General features: G+C 64.0%; 16 protein-coding genes. 10 read left to right on the forward strand and 6 right to left on the reverse strand.

The window, feature by feature from the left end:
- The first annotated feature begins 14 nt into the window (after positions 1–14).
- Genes trpD through H0241_RS08755 form a run of 4 tightly spaced genes read left to right on the forward strand, consistent with a single transcriptional unit; the run spans position 15 to position 3,531 of the window.
- Complete coding sequence (gene trpD / locus H0241_RS08740) at positions 15–1,025, forward strand: anthranilate phosphoribosyltransferase (RefSeq protein WP_181057038.1); 1,011 nt, start codon at positions 15–17, stop codon at positions 1,023–1,025.
- 4 nt (positions 1,026–1,029) lie between these two features.
- Complete coding sequence (trpC, locus tag H0241_RS08745; RefSeq protein ID WP_181057039.1) at positions 1,030–1,842, forward strand: indole-3-glycerol phosphate synthase TrpC; 813 nt, start codon at positions 1,030–1,032, stop codon at positions 1,840–1,842.
- A gap of 1 nt (position 1,843) precedes the next feature.
- The gene (gene moaC, locus H0241_RS08750; RefSeq protein WP_181057040.1) at positions 1,844–2,326 is read left to right on the forward strand and encodes a cyclic pyranopterin monophosphate synthase MoaC; all 483 of its coding nucleotides are present in this window, start codon (positions 1,844–1,846) and stop codon (positions 2,324–2,326) included.
- A complete protein-coding gene (locus H0241_RS08755) occupies positions 2,326–3,531 on the forward strand; it encodes a molybdopterin molybdotransferase MoeA (RefSeq protein WP_181057041.1) in 1,206 nt (401 codons plus the stop codon). The genes moaC and H0241_RS08755 overlap by 1 nt, the downstream gene beginning before the upstream one ends.
- A gap of 44 nt (positions 3,532–3,575) precedes the next feature.
- Here the strand turns inward: H0241_RS08755 and H0241_RS08760 are convergent, their stop codons facing one another.
- Entirely contained in the window at positions 3,576–4,406 is an 831-nt protein-coding gene (locus tag H0241_RS08760; RefSeq protein ID WP_181057042.1) for an alpha/beta hydrolase, read from the reverse strand.
- Positions 4,407–4,571: 165 nt separating this feature from the next.
- Here H0241_RS08760 and H0241_RS08765 point away from each other — a divergent pair, with 165 nt between their 5' ends.
- Together H0241_RS08765 and kynA are read left to right on the forward strand one after the other, a co-directional pair.
- Positions 4,572–6,197, forward strand: coding sequence for an AMP-binding protein (locus H0241_RS08765; protein WP_181057043.1), 1,626 nt, complete (start codon positions 4,572–4,574; stop codon positions 6,195–6,197).
- Positions 6,194–7,030, forward strand: a complete 837-nt coding sequence (gene kynA, locus H0241_RS08770) for a tryptophan 2,3-dioxygenase (RefSeq protein ID WP_235984186.1) — start codon at positions 6,194–6,196, stop codon at positions 7,028–7,030. Before H0241_RS08765 ends, kynA begins: the two co-directional genes overlap by 4 nt.
- Before the next feature lie 44 nt (positions 7,031–7,074).
- Here kynA and kynU read toward each other — a convergent pair whose 3' ends face one another.
- On the reverse strand, positions 7,075–8,322 hold the full coding sequence (kynU, locus tag H0241_RS08775) for a kynureninase (protein ID WP_181057044.1): 1,248 nt from the start codon (positions 8,320–8,322) through the stop codon (positions 7,075–7,077).
- 168 nt (positions 8,323–8,490) lie between these two features.
- Here kynU and H0241_RS08780 point away from each other — a divergent pair, with 168 nt between their 5' ends.
- A complete protein-coding gene (locus H0241_RS08780) occupies positions 8,491–9,270 on the forward strand; it encodes a GntR family transcriptional regulator (protein ID WP_181057045.1) in 780 nt (259 codons plus the stop codon).
- Between the two features lie 213 nt (positions 9,271–9,483).
- Positions 9,484–10,236: a transcriptional repressor LexA gene (lexA, locus tag H0241_RS08785; protein ID WP_181057046.1), complete on the forward strand. Its 753-nt coding sequence runs from the start codon at positions 9,484–9,486 to the stop codon at positions 10,234–10,236.
- On the opposite strand, the gene H0241_RS08790 is transcribed toward lexA, so the two are convergent.
- Positions 10,230–12,701 (reverse strand): ComEC/Rec2 family competence protein, encoded by a 2,472-nt coding sequence (locus tag H0241_RS08790; protein WP_181057047.1) that lies wholly within the window; start codon positions 12,699–12,701, stop codon positions 10,230–10,232. The two genes, lexA and H0241_RS08790, sit on opposite strands and share 7 nt — an antisense overlap.
- 122 nt (positions 12,702–12,823) lie before the next feature.
- Here H0241_RS08790 and gltX point away from each other — a divergent pair, with 122 nt between their 5' ends.
- Both gltX and gltA read left to right on the forward strand, forming a co-directional pair.
- Positions 12,824–14,248, forward strand: coding sequence for a glutamate--tRNA ligase (gene gltX / locus H0241_RS08795; RefSeq protein ID WP_181057274.1), 1,425 nt, complete (start codon positions 12,824–12,826; stop codon positions 14,246–14,248).
- A gap of 181 nt (positions 14,249–14,429) precedes the next feature.
- Positions 14,430–15,761: a citrate synthase gene (gene gltA, locus H0241_RS08800; RefSeq protein ID WP_181057048.1), complete on the forward strand. Its 1,332-nt coding sequence runs from the start codon at positions 14,430–14,432 to the stop codon at positions 15,759–15,761.
- 57 nt (positions 15,762–15,818) lie between these two features.
- Here gltA and lpxB read toward each other — a convergent pair whose 3' ends face one another.
- From lpxB to lpxA, 3 genes are read right to left on the reverse strand one after another with little or no spacing between them, the layout of a single operon-like run.
- On the reverse strand, positions 15,819–16,997 hold the full coding sequence (lpxB, locus tag H0241_RS08805) for a lipid-A-disaccharide synthase (protein WP_181057049.1): 1,179 nt from the start codon (positions 16,995–16,997) through the stop codon (positions 15,819–15,821).
- Positions 16,987–17,889: an LpxI family protein gene (locus H0241_RS08810; protein ID WP_181057050.1), complete on the reverse strand. Its 903-nt coding sequence runs from the start codon at positions 17,887–17,889 to the stop codon at positions 16,987–16,989. The genes lpxB and H0241_RS08810 overlap by 11 nt, the downstream gene beginning before the upstream one ends.
- A complete protein-coding gene (gene lpxA, locus H0241_RS08815; RefSeq protein ID WP_181057051.1) occupies positions 17,876–18,709 on the reverse strand; it encodes an acyl-ACP--UDP-N-acetylglucosamine O-acyltransferase in 834 nt (277 codons plus the stop codon). Before lpxA ends, H0241_RS08810 begins: the two co-directional genes overlap by 14 nt.
- Positions 18,710–18,711: the final 2 nt, after the last annotated feature.

Here is an 18,711-nt window from a genome sequence, read left to right on the forward strand (position 1 = left end):
AACGTCTTGGCCCCATGAGCACCCTGAAGATCCATATCGCCAAGGTCGCCACCGGCAGCGCGTTGACCTTTGAGGAAGCGCGCGAAGCCTTCGACATCATCATGTCGGGCGACGCGACGCCGGGCCAGATCGGCGGCTTCCTGATGGCGCTGCGGGTGCGCGGCGAGACGGTGAGCGAGATTTCCGGCGCCGTCGCCACGATGCGCGCCAAGATGCTGCGCGTCGAAGCCCCTGAAGGCGCCATCGACATTGTAGGCACCGGCGGCGACAACTCGCATTCCGTCAACATCTCGACGGCGTCCGCCTTCGTCATCGCCGGCTGCGGCGTGCCGGTCGCCAAGCATGGCAATCGCGGCCTGTCGTCGCTGACAGGCGCTGCCGATGTGCTGGTTGCGCTCGGTGTCAAGATCGATATCCCGCCGGAGGTGATCGGCCGCTGCATCCATGAGGCCGGCGTCGGCTTCATGTTCGCGCCGGCGCATCATCCGGCGATGAAACATGTCGGCCCGACCCGCGTCGAGCTAGGCACCCGCACCATCTTCAACCTGCTCGGACCGCTGTCCAATCCGGCCGGCGTCAGCAGGCAGATGGTCGGCGTGTTCCTGCCGGAATGGATCGTGCCGGTGGCCGAGACATTGAAGGCGCTGGGCACAGACCATGCCTGGGTCGTCCATGGCGATGGCTATGACGAGATCACCACCACAGGCGAGACGCAGGTTGCGGAACTGGCCGGCGGCGAGATCCGCCATTTCACGCTCACCCCGGAAGCGGTCGGCTTGCAGCGCCACACCAAGGATGAGTTGCGTGGCGGCGACGCCGCCTACAACGCAAACGCGTTGCGCGACATGCTGGGCGGCGCGGCCGGCGCCTATCGCGACACGGTGCTGATGAATGCCGGTGCCGGCATGGTGGTGGCCGGCAAGGCAACAACGCTTGCCGACGGCATGGCGGCCGCAGCGCAAGCCATCGACAGCGGCCGGGCGATGGGCGTGCTCGACAGGCTGGTCGAGATTTCGAACGGATAGAGCCGTGGCTGACATTCTGCGCAAGATCGAGGCCTACAAGCGCGACGAGATCGCGGCGGCGAAGGCGCGGATACCGCTGACCGAGATCAAGGCGCGGGCCAAGGATGCAGACGCACCACGTGGCTTTCTGAGGGCGCTAGAGGCGACGCGCAGATCGGGCAGTTTCGGGCTGATCGCCGAAATCAAGAAGGCAAGCCCGTCCAAAGGGTTGATCCGCGCTGATTTCGACCCGCCGGCACTGGCGCAGGCCTATGAGAAAGGCGGCGCCGCCTGCCTTTCGGTGCTGACCGATGCGCCGTCCTTCCAGGGCGCGCCGGAGTTTCTGACCAATGCCCGCAAGGCTGTGTCGCTGCCCGCGCTGCGCAAGGATTTCCTGTTCGACCCCTACCAGGTCTACGAAGCACGCGCCTGGGACGCCGACGCTATCCTGATCATCATGGCCAGCGTCGACGATGCCCTGGCCAGCGAATTGGAAGCGACCGCATTCGAACTCGGTATGGATGCACTGATCGAGGTGCATGACGAGGCAGAGACGCAGCGCGCGGTAAAACTGTCGTCGCAACTGATCGGCATCAACAACCGCAATCTGAGGACATTCGAGACCAGCCTTGGAACCTCGGAGCGGCTGGCGTCGATGGTGCCGGGTGGCCGCTTGCTGGTCAGCGAGAGCGGAATTTTCACCCACGACGATTGCCTCAGGATGCAAAAGACCGGCATCAGCACCTTCCTGGTCGGCGAAAGCCTGATGCGGCAACAGGATGTGGCGGCGGCGACGCGCCTGCTTTTGACAGGCAAGGCGAAGGCCGAGGTAGCCTGAGATGGCAGCCGCCCTCACCCATCTCGGCGCCAAGGGCGAGGCCAACATGGTCGATGTTGGCGACAAGGAAGAGACGACACGCACGGCGATCGCCGAAGGCTTTGTCTCGATGCGGCCGGAAACCCTGAAGATGATCCTCGACGGCGATGCCAAGAAAGGCGATGTGCTGGGCACAGCGCGCATTGCCGGCATCATGGCGGCCAAGAAAACACATGAATTGATCCCGCTCTGCCATCCGCTGTTGTTGACCAAGGTGTCGGTCGACATCGAGCCGGACACGGCCCTGCCCGGCCTCAGGGTCACCGCGCTCGCCCGCGTCACTGGCAAGACCGGCGTCGAAATGGAGGCGCTGACCGCTGCTTCGGTGGCTTGCCTGACCATTTACGACATGGCCAAGGCGGCCGACCGCGCCATGGTCATTTCCGGCATCCGGCTGGTCGAAAAAACCGGCGGCAAGTCCGGCGACTACAAGGCGGGCGCTTGATGGCGCTTGTCCCGGTTGCCGAGGCGCTGGAGCGCCTGCTGGAAGGCGCTTTGGCGCTACCAGGTGAAAGCGTCGCGCTGGCGGATGCGGCTGGGCGGGTGCTGGCGGAGCCTGTCGTGGCGCTGCGCACTCAGCCGCCTTTCAATGCATCTGCCATGGACGGCTACGCCGCGCGGGCGCAGGACGTAGCATCCGCCCCGGTGCGGCTTTCGGTGATCGGTATGGCGCCCGCCGGGCGCGGCTTTGATGGCACTGTCGGCAAGGCGCAGGCTGTGCGCATCTTCACCGGCGCGCCGCTGCCTGAAGGCGCAGACACCATCGTCATTCAGGAAAATGTCAGGGATCTCGGCGGTGGTCAGATCGAGGTCACCGAACCGACGGCTAAGGAACGCAACATCCGCCGCCGTGGTCTGGATTTTGCGCAAGGCGATGTCCTGCTGGAGAAAGGCCGCGTGCTCGATCCGGCCGCACTCTCGCTGGCGGCGTCGGCCAATCACCCGACCCTGAACGTGGTGCAACGGCCGCTGGTCGCCATCATCGCCACCGGCGACGAGTTGCTGCCGCCGGGCAGCGCGCTTGGCCCCGATCAGATCATCTCGTCCAACGCCTACGGCGTGGCGGCCGCCGCGCAATCGGTCGGCGCGCGTGCGCTCGATCTCGGTATCGCCGCCGACCGCAAGGAAGCGATTGCGGCGCTGGTGAAAAAGGCCGTCGCGGCGAAAGCCGACGTCATCGTCACGCTCGGCGGCGCCTCGGTCGGCGACCACGACCTCGTCCACGATGTGCTCACCGGCGAAGGCATGACGCTCGACTTCTGGAAGCTCGCCATGCGCCCGGGCAAGCCGCTGATGTTCGGACGGCTAGGCGATATCAGGTGCATCGGCCTGCCCGGCAACCCGGTGGCGAGCCTGGTCTGCTCGCAATTGTTCCTGAAGCCGCTTTTGGCGCAGCTCGGCGGCCGCGTCCACCGGCAGGATGTGCGCCTGGCGCAGCTCGGCGCCGCGATGCCGGCCAATGATCTGAGACAGGACTATGTGCGCGCCGTGGTGAGCGAAGAAGCCGGCGCACTGGTGGCGACCCCGTTCGGCATCCAGGATTCCTCGATGCTGAGAATGCTGGCCGACGCCAACGGGTTGATCGTGCGGGCGCCATTCGCTCCGGCGGCAGCCGTGGGCACTGAGTGTCGCGTCCTGATGCTACGCTGAAGATCAAGCGTCCAAGCCATTAATTTTAGAGATGAAACTGGTTTTTATTCGGCAAGCAATGTCCGCGTCAGCGGATGTGTCGGATCGGCAAGCCCGTCGACGATGTTGAAATGATGCCGATCCGGCTCGACCACCGTGCTGGTCATGGCGCCGAGGCCGGTCCAGATGTTGGCGAGCAGCGCATTCTGGCGCAGGAACTCCGCCCGCTCGCCGCCGCCGGCCCAGCAGGTGATGCGTGCGCCGTCCATCGGGCGCAGCAGCGCCGGGCTTTCGGCCAGTGCTTCCGCTTCATCGATGGCCAATGTCGTATTCATGCCGGTGCGCATGATCGGACGCAGGTCATGAACGCCGGAGATCGAGACGACATTGCGCACACGGCCTGCCACATCGGCGGCCAGAGGCGTCGTTGTCGTCACCATCCTTGAGGCGAGATGGCCGCCGGCGGAATGCCCGGTCAGGATCACCGGCCCGCCGACCATCGTCGCCGCCTTGGCGATCGCCGCCGCAATTTCCCTGACGATGCCGGAAATGCGTATGTCGGGACAAAGCGTGTAAGTCGGCATTGCCACGGCAAAACCGCTGGCGACCGCGCCTTTGGCCAGATGCGACCAGGGATTCTTGTCGAATGCCTTCCAGTAGCCGCCATGGATGAAGACGACGAGCCCTTTGGGCATGGCATCGGGAAGGAACAGATCGAGCCGGTTGCGCGGGCTGTCGCCATAGGCGATGTCGAGCTTGGCCCGACCGGCCGCTGACAGTGTGTCGCGAAAAGCCTGTGCCGGTGCGTCCCACGCGGCCGGCCAGCGATTGCTGCCAGCGATGTTGTCGCCGTTGGCGTAGGCATTGTCCCAATCGGCAACACGGTGTTCGAGCATCTGCACCCTCCCAGATGACTTCAGTTCAGTCGACAGGAATGGCCGCCGGCAAAGGCGACGTCAATGCTCCACCCTAAAAACATTTTAGGCTTGAAACAAATTTCGACTGGTGCGATCCTGTGATTGTTCAGCCGTGGGCGTGAGGCAGACAGGGGCAGCCGAAAAATGCTTGGGCCATCAGCGCATACCGACACATTCACGCGCGACAACCTGCCGCCGCCGGATCAATGGCCGGAGTTTCTGCTCGACGGCTTCCACTATCCCGACCACATAAACGCCGGCGTCGAATTGACCGACAGGCTGGTCGAAAAGGGCTTTGGCGACCACACCGCGCTGATCGGCAATGGCCGCCGCCGCACCTACAAGGAACTGTCCGACTGGACCAACAGGCTCGCCCATGCGCTGGTCGAGAACTACGGCGTCAAGCCGGGCAACCGGGTGCTGATCCGCTCGGCCAACAACCCAGCCATGGTCGCCTGCTGGCTGGCCGCCACCAAGGTGGGCGCGGTGGTCGTCAACACCATGCCGATGTTGCGTGCAGGCGAACTCGCCAAGATTGTCGACAAGGCGGAAATCACAATCGCACTTTGCGATACAAGGCTGATGGACGAGATGACCGCCTGCGCCAAGGGCAGTGCGTATCTCAAGCAGGTCATCGGCTTCGACGGCACAGCCAACCATGACGCGGAACTCGATCGCGTCGCCCTCGACAAGCCGGTCACCTTCACTGCCGTCAACACCGGCCGCGACGACGTCGCCCTGCTCGGCTTCACCTCCGGCACCACCGGTGTGCCTAAGGCGACGATGCATTTCCACCGCGACCTCCTGATCATCGCCGACGCCTATGCCCGCGAAATCTTGGAGGTGACGCCGGACGATATCTTCGTCGGCTCGCCGCCCCTTGCCTTTACCTTCGGTCTTGGCGGCCTCGCCATCTTCCCGCTGCGCTTTGGCGCTGCGGCGACGTTGCTGGAACAGGCGACGCCGCCCAACATGATCCACATTATCGAGACTTACAAAGCGACAATTTCCTTCACCGCGCCGACCGCCTATCGAGCGATGCTCAAGGCCATGGATGAAGGAGCGGACCTGTCCTCGCTGCGCGTCGCGGTTTCAGCTGGCGAGACGCTGCCGGCACCTGTTTTCGAGGAGTGGACCGAAAAGACCGGCAAGCCGATCCTCGATGGAATCGGCGCCACCGAGATGCTGCATATCTTCATCTCCAACCGCTTCGATGACATGAAACCGGCCTCCACCGGCAAGGCCGTCGGCGGCTATGAGGCACGCATCGTCGATGACGAGATGCGGGAGGTGCCGCGCGGTTCGACAGGCCGGCTGGCGGTGCGCGGCCCGACCGGCTGCCGCTACATGGCCGATGCCAGGCAGAAGGACTATGTCCGCGATGGCTGGAACCTCACCGGCGACACTTTTACCCAGGACGAGGACGGTTTCTTCCATTTCGCCGCGCGCTCCGACGACATGATCGTCAGCGCCGGCTACAACATCGCAGGTCCCGAGGTCGAAGCGGCGCTGCTTTCGCATCCCGACGTCGCCGAATGCGCGGTGACCGGCGCCGAGGACCGCGAGCGCGGCCAGATCGTCGAGGCGCATATCGTGCTGGTGCAAGGCGTGACGCCAGACGCATTGACCGTCAAACGCCTGCAGGACCACGTCAAGGCCACGATCGCGCCGTACAAATATCCGCGTTCGGTAAAGTTCATCGACGCCTTGCCCAAAACCCAGACCGGCAAAATCCAACGCTTCCGGTTGCGCGCGGAGAAGAGCAATTGAGCCAGCCCTACGATCCGGAGTCGGATGGCGCGCAGATGTCGTTCAAGGAGCGAATGTCCTACAGCGACTATCTGCACCTGGAGAAGGTGCTCGACGCGCAGACGCCACTGTCTTCTGCCCATGACGAGATGCTGTTCATCATCCAGCATCAGACTTCGGAATTGTGGATGAAGCTGGCCTTGCACGAGATCGGCGCCGCCATCCGCGCGATCCGTGCCGACCGCCTCGAACCGAGCTTCAAGATGCTGTCTCGCGTCGCGCGCATCTTCGAGCAGCTCAACAATGCCTGGGACGTGCTGCGCACGATGACGCCCAGCGAGTACACCGAGTTTCGCGACGCGCTCGGCCAATCCTCGGGCTTCCAGTCCTGGCAGTACCGCGCCATCGAGTTCATGGCCGGCAACCGCAACCTCGCCATGCTCGGCCCGCACAAGCACCGGCCCGATCTTACGGACAGGCTGGAAGCGATCCTAGCCACGCCGTCGCTCTATGACGAGGCGCTGCTGCTGTTGGCGCGCAACGCCTTCGACATCGGCGCCGACGCCAGGCGCACGGACTGGCGCGAGACGCGCGGCGAGAACGAAGAAGTGCTGGTTGCCTGGCAAACCGTCTACCGCGACCCGCAGCGCTACTGGATGCTCTACGAACTGGCCGAGAAGCTGGTCGACTTCGAGGATTACTTCCGCCGCTGGCGCTTCAACCACGTCACCACGGTCGAGCGCATCATCGGCTTGAAGCGCGGCACCGGCGGTACCTCAGGCGCCTCCTACCTGAAGAAGATGCTGGAGGTCGTGCTGTTTCCGGAGCTCTGGACGGTCCGCACCCGGCTCTGAGCTCTTTGTTTTGGCGTCACACTTTTCCTGGAATTGCGCCGACTTCAGGTAACCGCGGTCTTCACTGCGAAGCGGGCGTCCTGCCAGGCGCCTGTGCGCAGAATATCCTCCAGCACGTCGACTGCCTGCCAGACATCGCCATAACCGACATAGAGCGGCGTGAAGCCGAAACGGATGGTCGACGGCGCCCGGAAATCGCCGATCACGCTGCGCTCGATCAGTGCGCGCATCACCTGATAGCCGTGCGGGTGGAGGAACGACACCTGGCTGCCGCGCTGGCTGCCGTCGTGAGGACTTTCCAGTTCAAGCCCGTAGGCGCCGCATCTGGCTTCGACGAGCTGGATAAACAGGTCCGTCAGCGCGATGCTCTTTTTGCGCACCGCCGTCATGTCGACATCGTTCCAGATATCGAGCGCGCCCTTGAGCGCCCGCATCGACAGCACCGGCTGCGTTCCGCACAGAAAGCGGCGGATGCCGCTGCCGACGGCAAAGCCCTGTTCGAAGGCAAAGGGCCGCGCATGGCCCCACCAGCCGCTAAGCGGCTGGTGGACATCGCCATGGTGGCGCGCGGCAGCGTAGATGAAGGCCGGCGAACCCGGGCCGCCATTGAGGTATTTGTAGGTGCAGCCGACGGCGAAATCGGCATTGGCACGGTCGAGTTCGACCGGCAAGGCGCCGGCCGTGTGGCAGAGATCCCAGATGATCAGCGCGCCGGCGTCATGGGCTTTGCGCGTCAGCGCCGCCATGTCGCGCAACCGGCCGGATTTGTAGTTGACGTGGTTGACCAGGATGACGGCAACGCTGTCGTCGATCAGCTCCTCGATTGCGGCCGCGTCGACACCCTCCAGCCGCAGCCGCGTTCCCGGCCGGGTCGAGGCCACGCCTTCGGCCATGTAGAGGTCGGTCGGAAAGCTGTCGCCCTCGGCAACGATGACCGACCGATCCGGCCGCATGCCGAGCGCGGCGTGCAGCAGCTTGTAGATGTTGATCGAGGTTGTGTCGCAGACCACCGTCTGCCCGTCGGCCGCACCGATCAGCCGTCCAAGCTGATCTCCGAGTTCCACCGGCATGTTGAACCAGCCTGCGGTGTTCCAGGCGCGGATGAGATCCTGCGCCCATTCCCGCGTCGCGGCCTGCTGCAGTTCGCTGAAGACGGCTGGTGATGCGGCACCCAGCGAATTGCCGTCGAGATAGATCACGCCCTCCGGCAAGACAAAGCGTTCACGCATGGAACGCAGCGGATCGGCGGCGTCCATCGCTTCGATTGCAGCGAGATCGGGTGTCATGCTCATGATCCGGTGTCCCTCCATGGACAAACGCACGCGGCGGAGCCTGCCCGCCCCAAACATGCCGGCGATCTTGAGCGGTCCTCCGGAAGCTGTCAAACATTATATATAATTTACGCAATGAAAGGCTTTGATATATAATCATCAGCCGAGCAATCTGTTGAATGGGTCACGATGCTGGATGACGAGCAGTCCTCGAAGACGGAAGCGGCCTATCGGCTGCTCAGGCGCGATATTCTTGCGACCCGGCTAGCGCCTGCCGCGCCGTTGAAGCTGAGCACGCTGCGCGGCACCTACGGCATCGGCTGGACGCCGCTGCGCGAGGCGCTGTCGCGGCTGGAGGCCGAACGGCTTGTGACGGCCATCAGCAACCGTGGGTTTGCGGTCGCTCCCGTCTCTCGGGCGGAGCTCGAGGATCTGGCGCGTGCGCGGCTGGTGGTCGAACTGCCCTTGCTGGTGGAATCGATCGAGAAAGGTGACCGTCAGTGGGAAGACGCGGTCGTTGCCGCCCATTATCGTCTCTCACGGTGCGGGTCCGTTCTCGACGATCCCTCGGATGATGCCGTCGATGCGTGGTACGAAAAACACGATGCCTTCCACGCGGCGCTGCTCAATGCCGCGACATCCAGCTGGCTGCTGCGCTTCAATGCGACGATATCCGACCAATTGCATCGCCATCACCGTTTTCTGGGCCTGGCCCCAACGCTGCGCGCGGCTGCCGGCCGCAAGGATGGACACCAGAAGGCCATGCAGGCCCTGCGCGACGCCGTGGCGATCGAACACCACACCGCACTGATGGAAGCAGCCCTTGATCGCGACACTGAGCGCGCGAAAACACTGATGACCATTCACATCGGCTACACGCTGCAGGTCTATGCCCAGAGTGAACCGGGCGGCGCGGCGGACGCGGCCCAACCCCACCCGAAAAAGAAACGGCGATCGGGCAACGCGTGAACTAGCCGATGGCGCGACCCTCAGCGCTTTGGCTTCGTTCAACACCGTTGCCGGCAAACGAGCGCAGGCTGCCTGCCGCGCGCTGACGTATGCTGAACAAAACGTCAACACATTCATTAAACTTTAAATGGTTGCGGAACACAACTGGAACAGATAGTGTTTGTTCTGGGTTTGTTTTTTCCGATTCTGGTTTCAGAACCCGTGGGGGCCGCGATGCTGACGCGCAAGCAACATGAACTTCTGATGTTCATCCATGAACGCCTGAAGGAGAGCGGAATCCCGCCGTCGTTTGACGAAATGAAGGAGGCGCTGGACCTCGCTTCGAAGTCCGGCATCCACCGGCTGATTACGGCGCTGGAGGAGCGCGGCTTCATTCGCCGGCTGCCGAACCGGGCGCGTGCGCTGGAAGTGCTGCGGCTGCCCGACTCGATCGCGCCCGGCCTCAATGCGGCGAGGAAGTTTTCGCCAAGCGTCATCCAGGGCAGTCTCGGACAAGGCGGTGTGGGGCAAGGCGGTCTCGGCCGCCAGATCAAGCCGGCCTCATCGTCGCGTTCGATGTCCGCCGGCAATGACGACGCGGTTTCCGCGGTGTCGATCCCGGTGATGGGACGTATCGCCGCCGGTGTGCCGATCGACGCTATCCAGCACCAGACGCATTCGATCTCGGTGCCGCCGGATATGATCATGGGCGGCGAACATTACGCGCTTGAGGTCAAGGGCGACTCGATGATCGAGGCCGGCATTTTCGACGGCGACACGGTCATCATCCGCAATGCTGATACGGCGAGTCCCGGCGAGATCATCGTGGCACTGGTCGACGAGGAGGAAGCGACGCTGAAACGCTTCCGCCGCAAGGGCGCCTCGATCGCGCTGGAAGCCGCCAACCCGGCCTATGAGACGCGCATCTTCGGGCCGGACCGGGTCAAGGTGCAGGGTAAGCTTGTCGGATTGATCCGGCGTTACTGAGCCGGCTCAGGTTTGTACGCCGGCTTGGCGGACCGTTCGGGCTGCTTGTAAGGCGGCAGGCCACGCGCTTCGCGTGAGAAGCGGCGTTGCTCGTGCCAGGGGCGATAAGGCTTGTCGACGGCGAAGCGGATGGTTGGCGCTACCGCGGCCGATTGTGGATTGAAGAAGACGGCTGCACTGCCGTCCCGAGCAAGCTTCTTCTTCGTCACGACGAGCACCAGCGGGTCGCGGCACGGGTTGTAGGCCGTGGCGTCGTCGATGACGATCAGGCTCGCAAAAGCGCAAGCCGGCCGAGCCGTGTTGCGATCCTTCGCTAGCGCGATGATGGCGCCGGATGGATGCCGGGCAATGCAGAAATCGGCCTTGCAATAGAAGGGCGCGCCTGGCGGCAAGTCGAGCGGATCGAGATCGAACCGCGTATCTGTTGCCTCGAAAATCTCAGGCGGGATAATGGTTTCGACTCTCAGTGCGCGTTTCCAATTGTCGGTGGTGAATTCGTTCGAGCGTTCGCGGTTGATGGCTAGCTCGCCGCCGCCAATCGGCATGGCCACCAGATGCGCATCCTCGGAAATGAGCACGTCAGGCGTGCGCACCTGCGGCACGGTCAAAAGGCCGGCCAGCGCGAAAGGCACGGCCGCGAGCCTCAGCCAGGTGGTGGCCATGGTGGCGATAACGAGGGCGACTGCCACCAGCAGCACAGAGCGAACGGAGATCAGCCCGACGGCGTCGACCGGCGAGCGCTCGGAAATCCAGGCCGATATGGCGATCATCGCCGTCAGGCCCTTGCCCATCACATAGAGGAACGGCCCATCGGCGCCGAACGGCATAGCCAGCGCGCTGAGCACGGCGAACGGCATAACCACCAGCGAGACGATCGGCATCACAGTGAGATTGGCGAGCAGGCTGAGTGGCGACACGCGCTGAAAATGCCAGATGGCGAACAGCAAAGTAGCACTGCCGGCGATAATTGAGGTCATGGCGAGACCGCCCATGGCCAGCAGGAATTTTCGCGACACGAAGCTGACAAAGGAGCGTTTCGCCGGCGGCGGTCTCACCTTGTCGGCGCGATAGTCGGCCCAGCCGGCATAGGCGCCGACAAGGGCGGCGGTTGCGGCAAACGACATCTGGAAGCTCGGGCCGACCACTTCATGCGGTGACACCAGGATGACGGCGATGGCCGAGATCGCAAGATTGCGCATGGTGAGCGCGGCACGGTCGAACAGCACCGCGACGAGCATGACCGCCAGCATGATGAAGCTGCGCTCGGCGGCAACCACGATGCCCGAAATGACGAGATAGGCGGCGATGGAGACAAGCGCTGCGGCCGCCGCATATTTCTTCACCGGCCGACGCGAGGAGAAATCCGGAAACAGCGCAAAGGCGCCGCGCAGCAACACCATGATGGTGCCAGCGACCAGCGCCATGTGCAGGCCCGAAATGGAGATGATGTGGTAGATGCCGGTGCGCCGCATCGCCTCGTTGACCTCGTCCGGAATGCCGGCGCGCACGCCGACGATGAGCGCCGCGGCAATCTCGCCCTCGGCGCCGCCGATCTTGCCCCTGATATGGTCGGCAATGTTTTCGCGCGCATTCTCAATTGCCGAAGAGAGCCGTGCGGTCAGCGGCGGCGTTCCTTGCGCGGCGATGGTTTTGGGATTGCCGAGAAAGAAGCCGCTGCCGCCGATGCCGGTGAAATAGCTGTCAAAGGAGAAATCGTAGCTCTCCGGCCGCACCGGACCGGTCGGCGGCAACAACCGGGCATAGCCGGTGATCAGAGAGCCGGCGGTCATATCGGCGGGAACAGTGCGCGCCGAAAGCCTGACCCGCTCCGGCGCGTAGCGCAGCTTGGGGCGAGCGGTCGAAATGACGTCGAGCGTCAGCCTGACGCGGCCGTTCTCCATATCCTCAAGGCTGACGACGCGCCCGGTCAGCCTTGTCTGGATCTCGGAGCCGAGCATTTGCGTTCCGGCGCGCCAGGTCTCGACCTTGGCGGCCACGACGCCGAGCGCGCACAGCATCGCGGCCATAAAGCACAGATGCGTCCTCGGCCACGACCGCGTGACAACAGCACAGCATGTCGTCAGCACCACAATGGCGATTGGCTGGGCAAAGCCCGGCTCGCTGGCCAGCGAGAAATAGGCAATGACGCCGGCCGCCAGGAAAACCGGCACCAGCAGGAAGGCAACACCACGGTCGAGTTCGGTGACGGCGGCCACGGCAAGGCTGCGACGGATTGCTGGCCATGTCGAACGGCGTAGCAGCCTGCGCAAACGGATGGCGGATCCGGGCACGGCGACCGGCACCGACGCAGTGTCATCCGGAGACAAAGGCCGGAGGCCAGGTCGCATCTCGGGCAGCGCGACGGGCATCGGCTCGGCGTAGGGACTGTCGGCAAACAGGGAGCGTTCGTTGACGCTTGTCGCAGCGCCCTCGCCTTGATCCGTGCCCCGGCCACGTCCAGCCATCGGGTCTGCCCCTTGCGCCCCAGACCTCCTATGCTACATGAACGCGCAAAGCGCGAAAGTCCGCGCGATCACGTCCCACTTTCCAGCTTTGCCCGAGAATTGCCATGTCCAACAAAATTGCCATGTCCAACAGGGTGGTCACCCGTTTTGCCCCCTCGCCTACCGGCTATCTGCATATCGGTGGCGCGCGCACGGCGCTGTTCAACTGGCTGTACGCCAAGCACACCGACGGCACGATGGTGCTGCGCATCGAGGACACCGATCGCGAGCGTTCCACCGAAGCGGCAACCCAGGCAATTCTCGATGGGCTGACCTGGCTCGGCCTGTCCTGGGACGGCGAAGCCGTCTCGCAGTTCGAGCGGGCGCCGCGCCACCGCGAGGTGGCCGAGGAGCTGGTGCGCCTGGGCAAGGCCTACTACGCCTACGAGACCCCCGCAGAGCTCGAAGCGATGCGCGAGGCGGCACGCGCCAAGAGCCTGCCGCCGCGTTATAATGGCGCGTGGCGCGACCGTGACCCTTCCGAGGCGCCCGCCGGCGTAAAGGGCGCTATCCGCATCAAGGCGCCGACCGTGGGCGAGACCGTGGTGCACGACCGCGTGCAGGGCGAGGTGCGTTTTCCCAACAAGGATCTCGACGATTTCATCATCCTGCGTTCGGATGGCGTCCCGACCTACATGCATGCCGTCGTCGTCGACGACCACGACATGGGCGTCACCCACATCATTCGCGGTGACGACCATCTGACCAATGCCGCGCGCCAGACGGTGATCTACAACGCCATGGGCTGGGAGGTGCCGTCCATGTCGCACATCCCGCTGATCCATGGCGCCGACGGCGCCAAATTGTCGAAGCGGCACGGTGCGCTCGGCGTCGAGGCCTACCGCGCCATGGGCTATCTGCCCGAGGCGCTGCTCAACTATCTGGCGCGCCTCGGCTGGAGCCATGGCGACGACGAAGTGATGTCGATCAAGGACATGATCACCTGGTTCGACATTGGCGACGTCAACAAGGGGGCGGCGCGCTTCGACTTCGCCAAGCTCGATGCGCTGAACGGCGTCCACATGCGCAAGATGGACGACGTCCAGCTGCTCGACATCTTCGTCGCCACTCTTCCCTATCTCGAAGGTGGCCCGGCGCTCGCCGCACGCCTCGACGACACCAGGAAGGCGCAGCTGCTGGCCGCGCTGCCTGGCCTGAAGGAGCGCGCCAAGACATTGGTGGAACTGGCCGATGGCGCAGGCTTCCTGTTCGTCGAGCGGCCGCTGCCGGTCGACGACAAGGCGGCAGCGCTTCTCAATGCCGATGCTCGTACGATCCTGCGCGGGGCACACGCGGCTTTGCAGACGGTTTCGGGTGAGTGGACGGCCGCTGCGGCGGAAGCCGCGGTGCGCGAGTTCGCGACGACCTGCGGCCACAAGCTCGGCGCAGTGGCTCAACCGCTGAGAGCAGCCCTGACCGGTCGCAGCACCTCGCCCGGCGTGTTCGACGTGCTTGCCGTGCTCGGTCGCGAGGAAAGCCTGGCGCGGATTGCGGATCAAATCGATTAGGAGCGAACTGGCCCAAGAAGATTGGCATTGAAAGGCGCGTTTCGCAGTGCAACATTAGGCCTTGGCCCAATCTGGCACGCACCTCCCAAAATGCGGTGGCGAGTTCGCGCATTCCGGTGATTTCGACGTGTCGTTTGCAGGAATTGCCTTGCCGGCATGAGGAACATGAAGGAGTTTGAGAATGAGCGAAGCTGCGACAAAACTGGACACCGGCAGCAAGACGACGCACCCGTCGACTGCCACGCTCGAACTGGCCGGCAAGACGCACGAATTCAAGGTGCGAAGCGGCTCTGTCGGGCCTGACGTCATCGACATCGGTGCGCTCTACAGCACCACCGGCGCCTTTACCTATGACCCCGGCTTTACTTCGACGGCGAGCTGCGAATCGGCGATCACCTTCATCGACGGCGATGCCGGCATCCTGCTGCACCGCGGCTATCCGATCGACCAGTTAGCAGAGCATGGCGACTTCCTCGAAGTCTGCTACCTCCTGCTCTACGGCGAACTGCCGACCAAGGCGCAAAAGGACGATTTCGACTACCGGGTGACGCGCCACACCATGGTGCACGAGCAGATGTCGCGCTTCTTCACCGGCTTCCGCCGCGACGCGCATCCGATGGCTGTCATGTGCGGCGTGGTCGGCGCGCTGTCGGCCTTCTATCACGACTCCACCGACATTTCGGACCCGTACCAGCGTATGGTCGCCTCGATGCGGCTGATCGCCAAGATGCCGACGATCGCGGCGATGGCCTACAAATACCATATCGGCCAGCCCTTCATTTACCCGAAGAACGAGCTGAACTTCGCCGCCAACTTCCTGCATATGTGCTTTGCGGTGCCGTGCGAGGAGTACAAGATCAACCCGGTGCTGGCGCGCGCCATGGAGCGCATCTTCATCCTGCATGCCGACCACGAGCAGAACGCGTCCACCTCGACGGTGCGGCTTGCCGGTTCGTCGGGCGCCAACCCGTTCGCCTGCATTGCCGCCGGCATCGCTTGCCTGTGGGGCCCGGCACATGGCGGCGCCAACGAAGCGGCGCTCAACATGCTGGGCGAGATCGGCCATGTCGACCACATCCCGGAATTCATCGCCCGCGCCAAGGACAAGAACGATCCGTTCCGGCTGATGGGCTTTGGTCACCGCGTCTACAAGAACTACGATCCTCGCGCGAAAATCATGCAGAAGACGGCACATGAAGTGCTGGGCGAACTCGGCATCAAGGACGATCCGCTGCTCGACATCGCCATGGAGCTGGAAAAGATCGCGCTGACCGATTCCTACTTCATCGAGAAGAAGCTCTATCCGAACGTCGACTTCTACTCCGGCATCACGCTGAAGGCGCTGGGCTTCCCCACCACGATGTTCACCGTACTGTTTGCGGTTGCCCGCACCGTCGGCTGGATCGCGCAGTGGAAGGAGATGATCGAGGATCCGCACCAGAAGATCGGCCGCCCGCGCCAGCTCTACACCGGCGCCCCGGAGCGCGATTACGTGCCGATCGCCAAGCGCTGATCGTCGGCGCATTAGGCTTCACCACGACACTGCAAAAGGCGCCCGCAAGGGCGCTTTTTAGTTGGCGTGACGAAGCTTGATATGGCGAAGAACAACGTCTGCGGCAATGTCGCCGGAGGGCTTGTCCGTGGCCATGCGCCTGGCGACTTCGGCAAAGCCGTCCTTTTGCCAGGTGCGATAGGCGGTGTCTGAAAACAGACCCTCAAGCTGCCGCGCCAGATAGCGCGGTCGCACATATTGGTTGTAGTGCTCCGGCACGATCGTCTGGTCGGCGATCAGATTGGGCAAGGCGGCGCTCCACACCGTGACCAGCCCCTGGACCATGCGCATCACCGGATCGAGCCGGTAGCATGAGATCATCGGCACATCAGACAGTGCCAGTTCGAGCGATACCGTTCCCGAAGCAATCAGCGCCGCATCGGCCTTACCGAAGGCCTGCCATTTGCGCTCGGCATCGAGGATGATCTCAGGCTTTTCATCCCAGCGCGCGACTGATGTTTTGACCAGGTCGGCGACATGCGGCACCGTGGGCAACAGCAGGCGCAGGCGGTGTCCGCGCGCCCGCAGGGCCGAGACCGTCTCGCCGAACGGTTCGATAAGCCGGCTCACCTCACCGCGCCGCGACCCGGGCAGGACGAGCAGCGTCTTGATGCGGTCACCCGAGAGATCGCGTAGCTGGGCTTGCGTCCTGGCCGCGCTCATCACGCCCGGATCATGCGTAAGGCGGTGTCCGACATAGGTGCCGGGCGGGCCGCCGAGGCGACTAAGTTCCTTCACCTCGAAAGGCAGGATGCACAATATGTGGTCGACATACGGCTTCATCGCCAGCGCCCTGCCCGGCCGCCACGCCCAGACGCTCGGGCAGACATAGTGGACGATCGGGATAGAGGGGTCGGCGGAACGGACCTTTTTGGCGACGCGCAGCGAAAAATCCGGGCTGTCGATGGTGATGAGACAGTCGGGTTTTTCAGCGGCAACGGCACTTGCCGTCTGGCTGATGCGCCGCATCAGGCGCGGCAGGTCGCGCAGGATGGCGCTGAGCCCCATCAGCGCGATCTCGGCTCCGTCGAACAGCGGCACCAGCCCGAGTGCCTGCAGATGCCGCCCGCCAATGCCGACCAGCCTGATATCGCGCCCGGTCATGCGTTTCAGCGCCTGCACGATGTCGGCGCCCAACAGGTCACCGGACTCTTCGCCGGCGACGATGGCGATTTTCAGCGGCTTCTCAGCTGCCATGGGCCAGCTCCGCGGCCGGCAGGCCGAACACGAAAAGGCCGAGTGCATTGGCGCGCGCGATAACAGCGGGGCCTTCGAGGATCAGCGAACGGCCGGCTTCGACGGCAATGCCGGCAAGCCCGGCGGCGTGTGCCGCCTCGACCGTCTGGGGACCAATGGACGGCAAATCGGCACGCAGCTCCTGGCCGGGTTTGGCGCATTTGACCAGGACACCGCGCGTCTTGCCGGCGAGCCTGCCATGGCCGCGCAGCTGCTGCGTCCGCTCGAGCAATCCGTGGGTGCCCTCGACGCCTTCCAGGGCGATCGCGCGCCCGCCGATGGCAATCGCCGCCTGGCCGATGTCAAGTGCGCCGATGGCCTTTGCCGCGGCATGTGCCGCCTCGATGTCGCGCCAGTCGGACTTTCGAGGCACTGCCTTGGTCAGCGGCCCTTCGGCCGCGACAAGCCGGGGCACGACCTCATGCGCGCCGACAACTTTGACGCCCCGCGCCTCCAGGCCGCGGGTCAATATCTTCAACAGGCCGTCATCGCCGCGCGCAAGCGCCATGGCGACCGAGGGTATCAGCGCCAGTAGCCCAAGGCTCGGGCGCATGTCGACCAGCCGCGGCCGGCGCCTGATCTCGCCGGCAAGCACAAGATGGGTGATCCGTCGCCGCCTCAGCAACGCAACCAGCGAGCCGATGTCTTCAAGGGCGAGGCTTTCATGCTCGTAGATTGTGAGCTCGGACTGACGGTCGGCCTGACCGTCGACCAGGATGATGACGGGCGGATGTCCGGCCTCTGCCAGGCCGGCGGCAACTTCGACCGGCAGGCTGCCGCCGCCGGCAATGATGCCGACCCTGGCGTCCGGCGCGAGATCGAGGCCCGTTGAGCTGGCCTCAGTCTTCGTCATCGGCATCGTCGCCGGCGCCACCTTTAAGCGACGGGACGGCATAGTGCCGCTTGCCGCGACTGGCGATGAAATCGATGATTTTCATGGCGGTCGGCGACGAGGCGAACTCGGCCTTGGCGAATTCGATGTTTTCGCCGACGGTGCGGGAGCGGTCGAAGATCGTCTTGTAAGCCTTGCGCAGCACCTGGATTTCGGCGCGCGGCAGGCCGGAGCGCTTCAGGCCGATGATGTTGAGGCCGCGCAAGCTGGCGCGGTTGCCGACAGCAATGGCGTAGGGGATGACATCGCCGACGATTGCCGAGCAGCCGCCGAGAAAGGCGTTGTCGCCGATACGGACAAACTGATGAACGGCCGTCAGGCCGCCGATATAGACATTGTTGCCGACCTCGCAATGGCCGCCCAGCGTGGCCCCATTGGCGAAGGTAGCGTTGTTGCCGACGATGCAGTCATGAGCAATGTGGGCATAGGCAAGGAAATTGCCATTGTCGCCGACGGTCGTCTCGCCACGGCTGGAATCGGTGCCGAGATGCATGGTCGCGCCTTCGCGGATCGTGCAGTTCTGGCCGATAACCAATGTCGTGCGGCCGCCCTTGTGCTTGGTGTTTTGTGGCGGCCCACCCAGTGTCGCCATCGGATAAACCTTGGTCCCAGCGCCGATAGTGGTAGCACCCAGCACCGAGACATGGCTGACCAGTTCGACGCGGTCGCCGATCACGGCGTCAGTGCCGACGTAGCAGAAAGGCCCGATAGAGGCGCCGTCGCCGATTTGGGCACCGGCCTCAATAACGGCCGAGGGATGGATTGAAGTCTGGATTTTCATAA

It is taken from the genome of Mesorhizobium neociceri, assembly GCF_013520985.1.
Taxonomy (GTDB): Bacteria; Pseudomonadota; Alphaproteobacteria; order Rhizobiales; family Rhizobiaceae; genus Mesorhizobium; species Mesorhizobium neociceri.

Bases quoted from the DNA above. Each gene is read 5' to 3' on its own strand.
- trpD (WP_181057038.1), top strand. From the start codon at position 15: ATGAGCACCCTGAAGATCCATATCGCCAAGGTCGCCACCGGCAGCGCG.
- gltA (WP_181057048.1), top strand. From the start codon at position 14,430: ATGAGCGAAGCTGCGACAAAACTGGACACCGGCAGCAAGACGACGCAC.
- H0241_RS08790 (WP_181057047.1), bottom strand. From the start codon at position 12,701: ATGGCTGGACGTGGCCGGGGCACGGATCAAGGCGAGGGCGCTGCGACA.
- lpxB (WP_181057049.1), bottom strand. From the start codon at position 16,997: ATGGCAGCTGAGAAGCCGCTGAAAATCGCCATCGTCGCCGGCGAAGAG.
- moaC (WP_181057040.1), top strand. From the start codon at position 1,844: ATGGCAGCCGCCCTCACCCATCTCGGCGCCAAGGGCGAGGCCAACATG.
- H0241_RS08765 (WP_181057043.1), top strand. From the start codon at position 4,572: ATGCTTGGGCCATCAGCGCATACCGACACATTCACGCGCGACAACCTG.
- H0241_RS08780 (WP_181057045.1), top strand. From the start codon at position 8,491: ATGCTGGATGACGAGCAGTCCTCGAAGACGGAAGCGGCCTATCGGCTG.
- H0241_RS08760 (WP_181057042.1), bottom strand. From the start codon at position 4,406: ATGCTCGAACACCGTGTTGCCGATTGGGACAATGCCTACGCCAACGGC.
- H0241_RS08755 (WP_181057041.1), top strand. From the start codon at position 2,326: ATGGCGCTTGTCCCGGTTGCCGAGGCGCTGGAGCGCCTGCTGGAAGGC.
- H0241_RS08810 (WP_181057050.1), bottom strand. From the start codon at position 17,889: ATGACGAAGACTGAGGCCAGCTCAACGGGCCTCGATCTCGCGCCGGAC.
- lexA (WP_181057046.1), top strand. From the start codon at position 9,484: ATGCTGACGCGCAAGCAACATGAACTTCTGATGTTCATCCATGAACGC.
- kynU (WP_181057044.1), bottom strand. From the start codon at position 8,322: ATGAGCATGACACCCGATCTCGCTGCAATCGAAGCGATGGACGCCGCC.
- gltX (WP_181057274.1), top strand. From the start codon at position 12,824: ATGTCCAACAGGGTGGTCACCCGTTTTGCCCCCTCGCCTACCGGCTAT.
- lpxA (WP_181057051.1), bottom strand. From the start codon at position 18,709: ATGAAAATCCAGACTTCAATCCATCCCTCGGCCGTTATTGAGGCCGGT.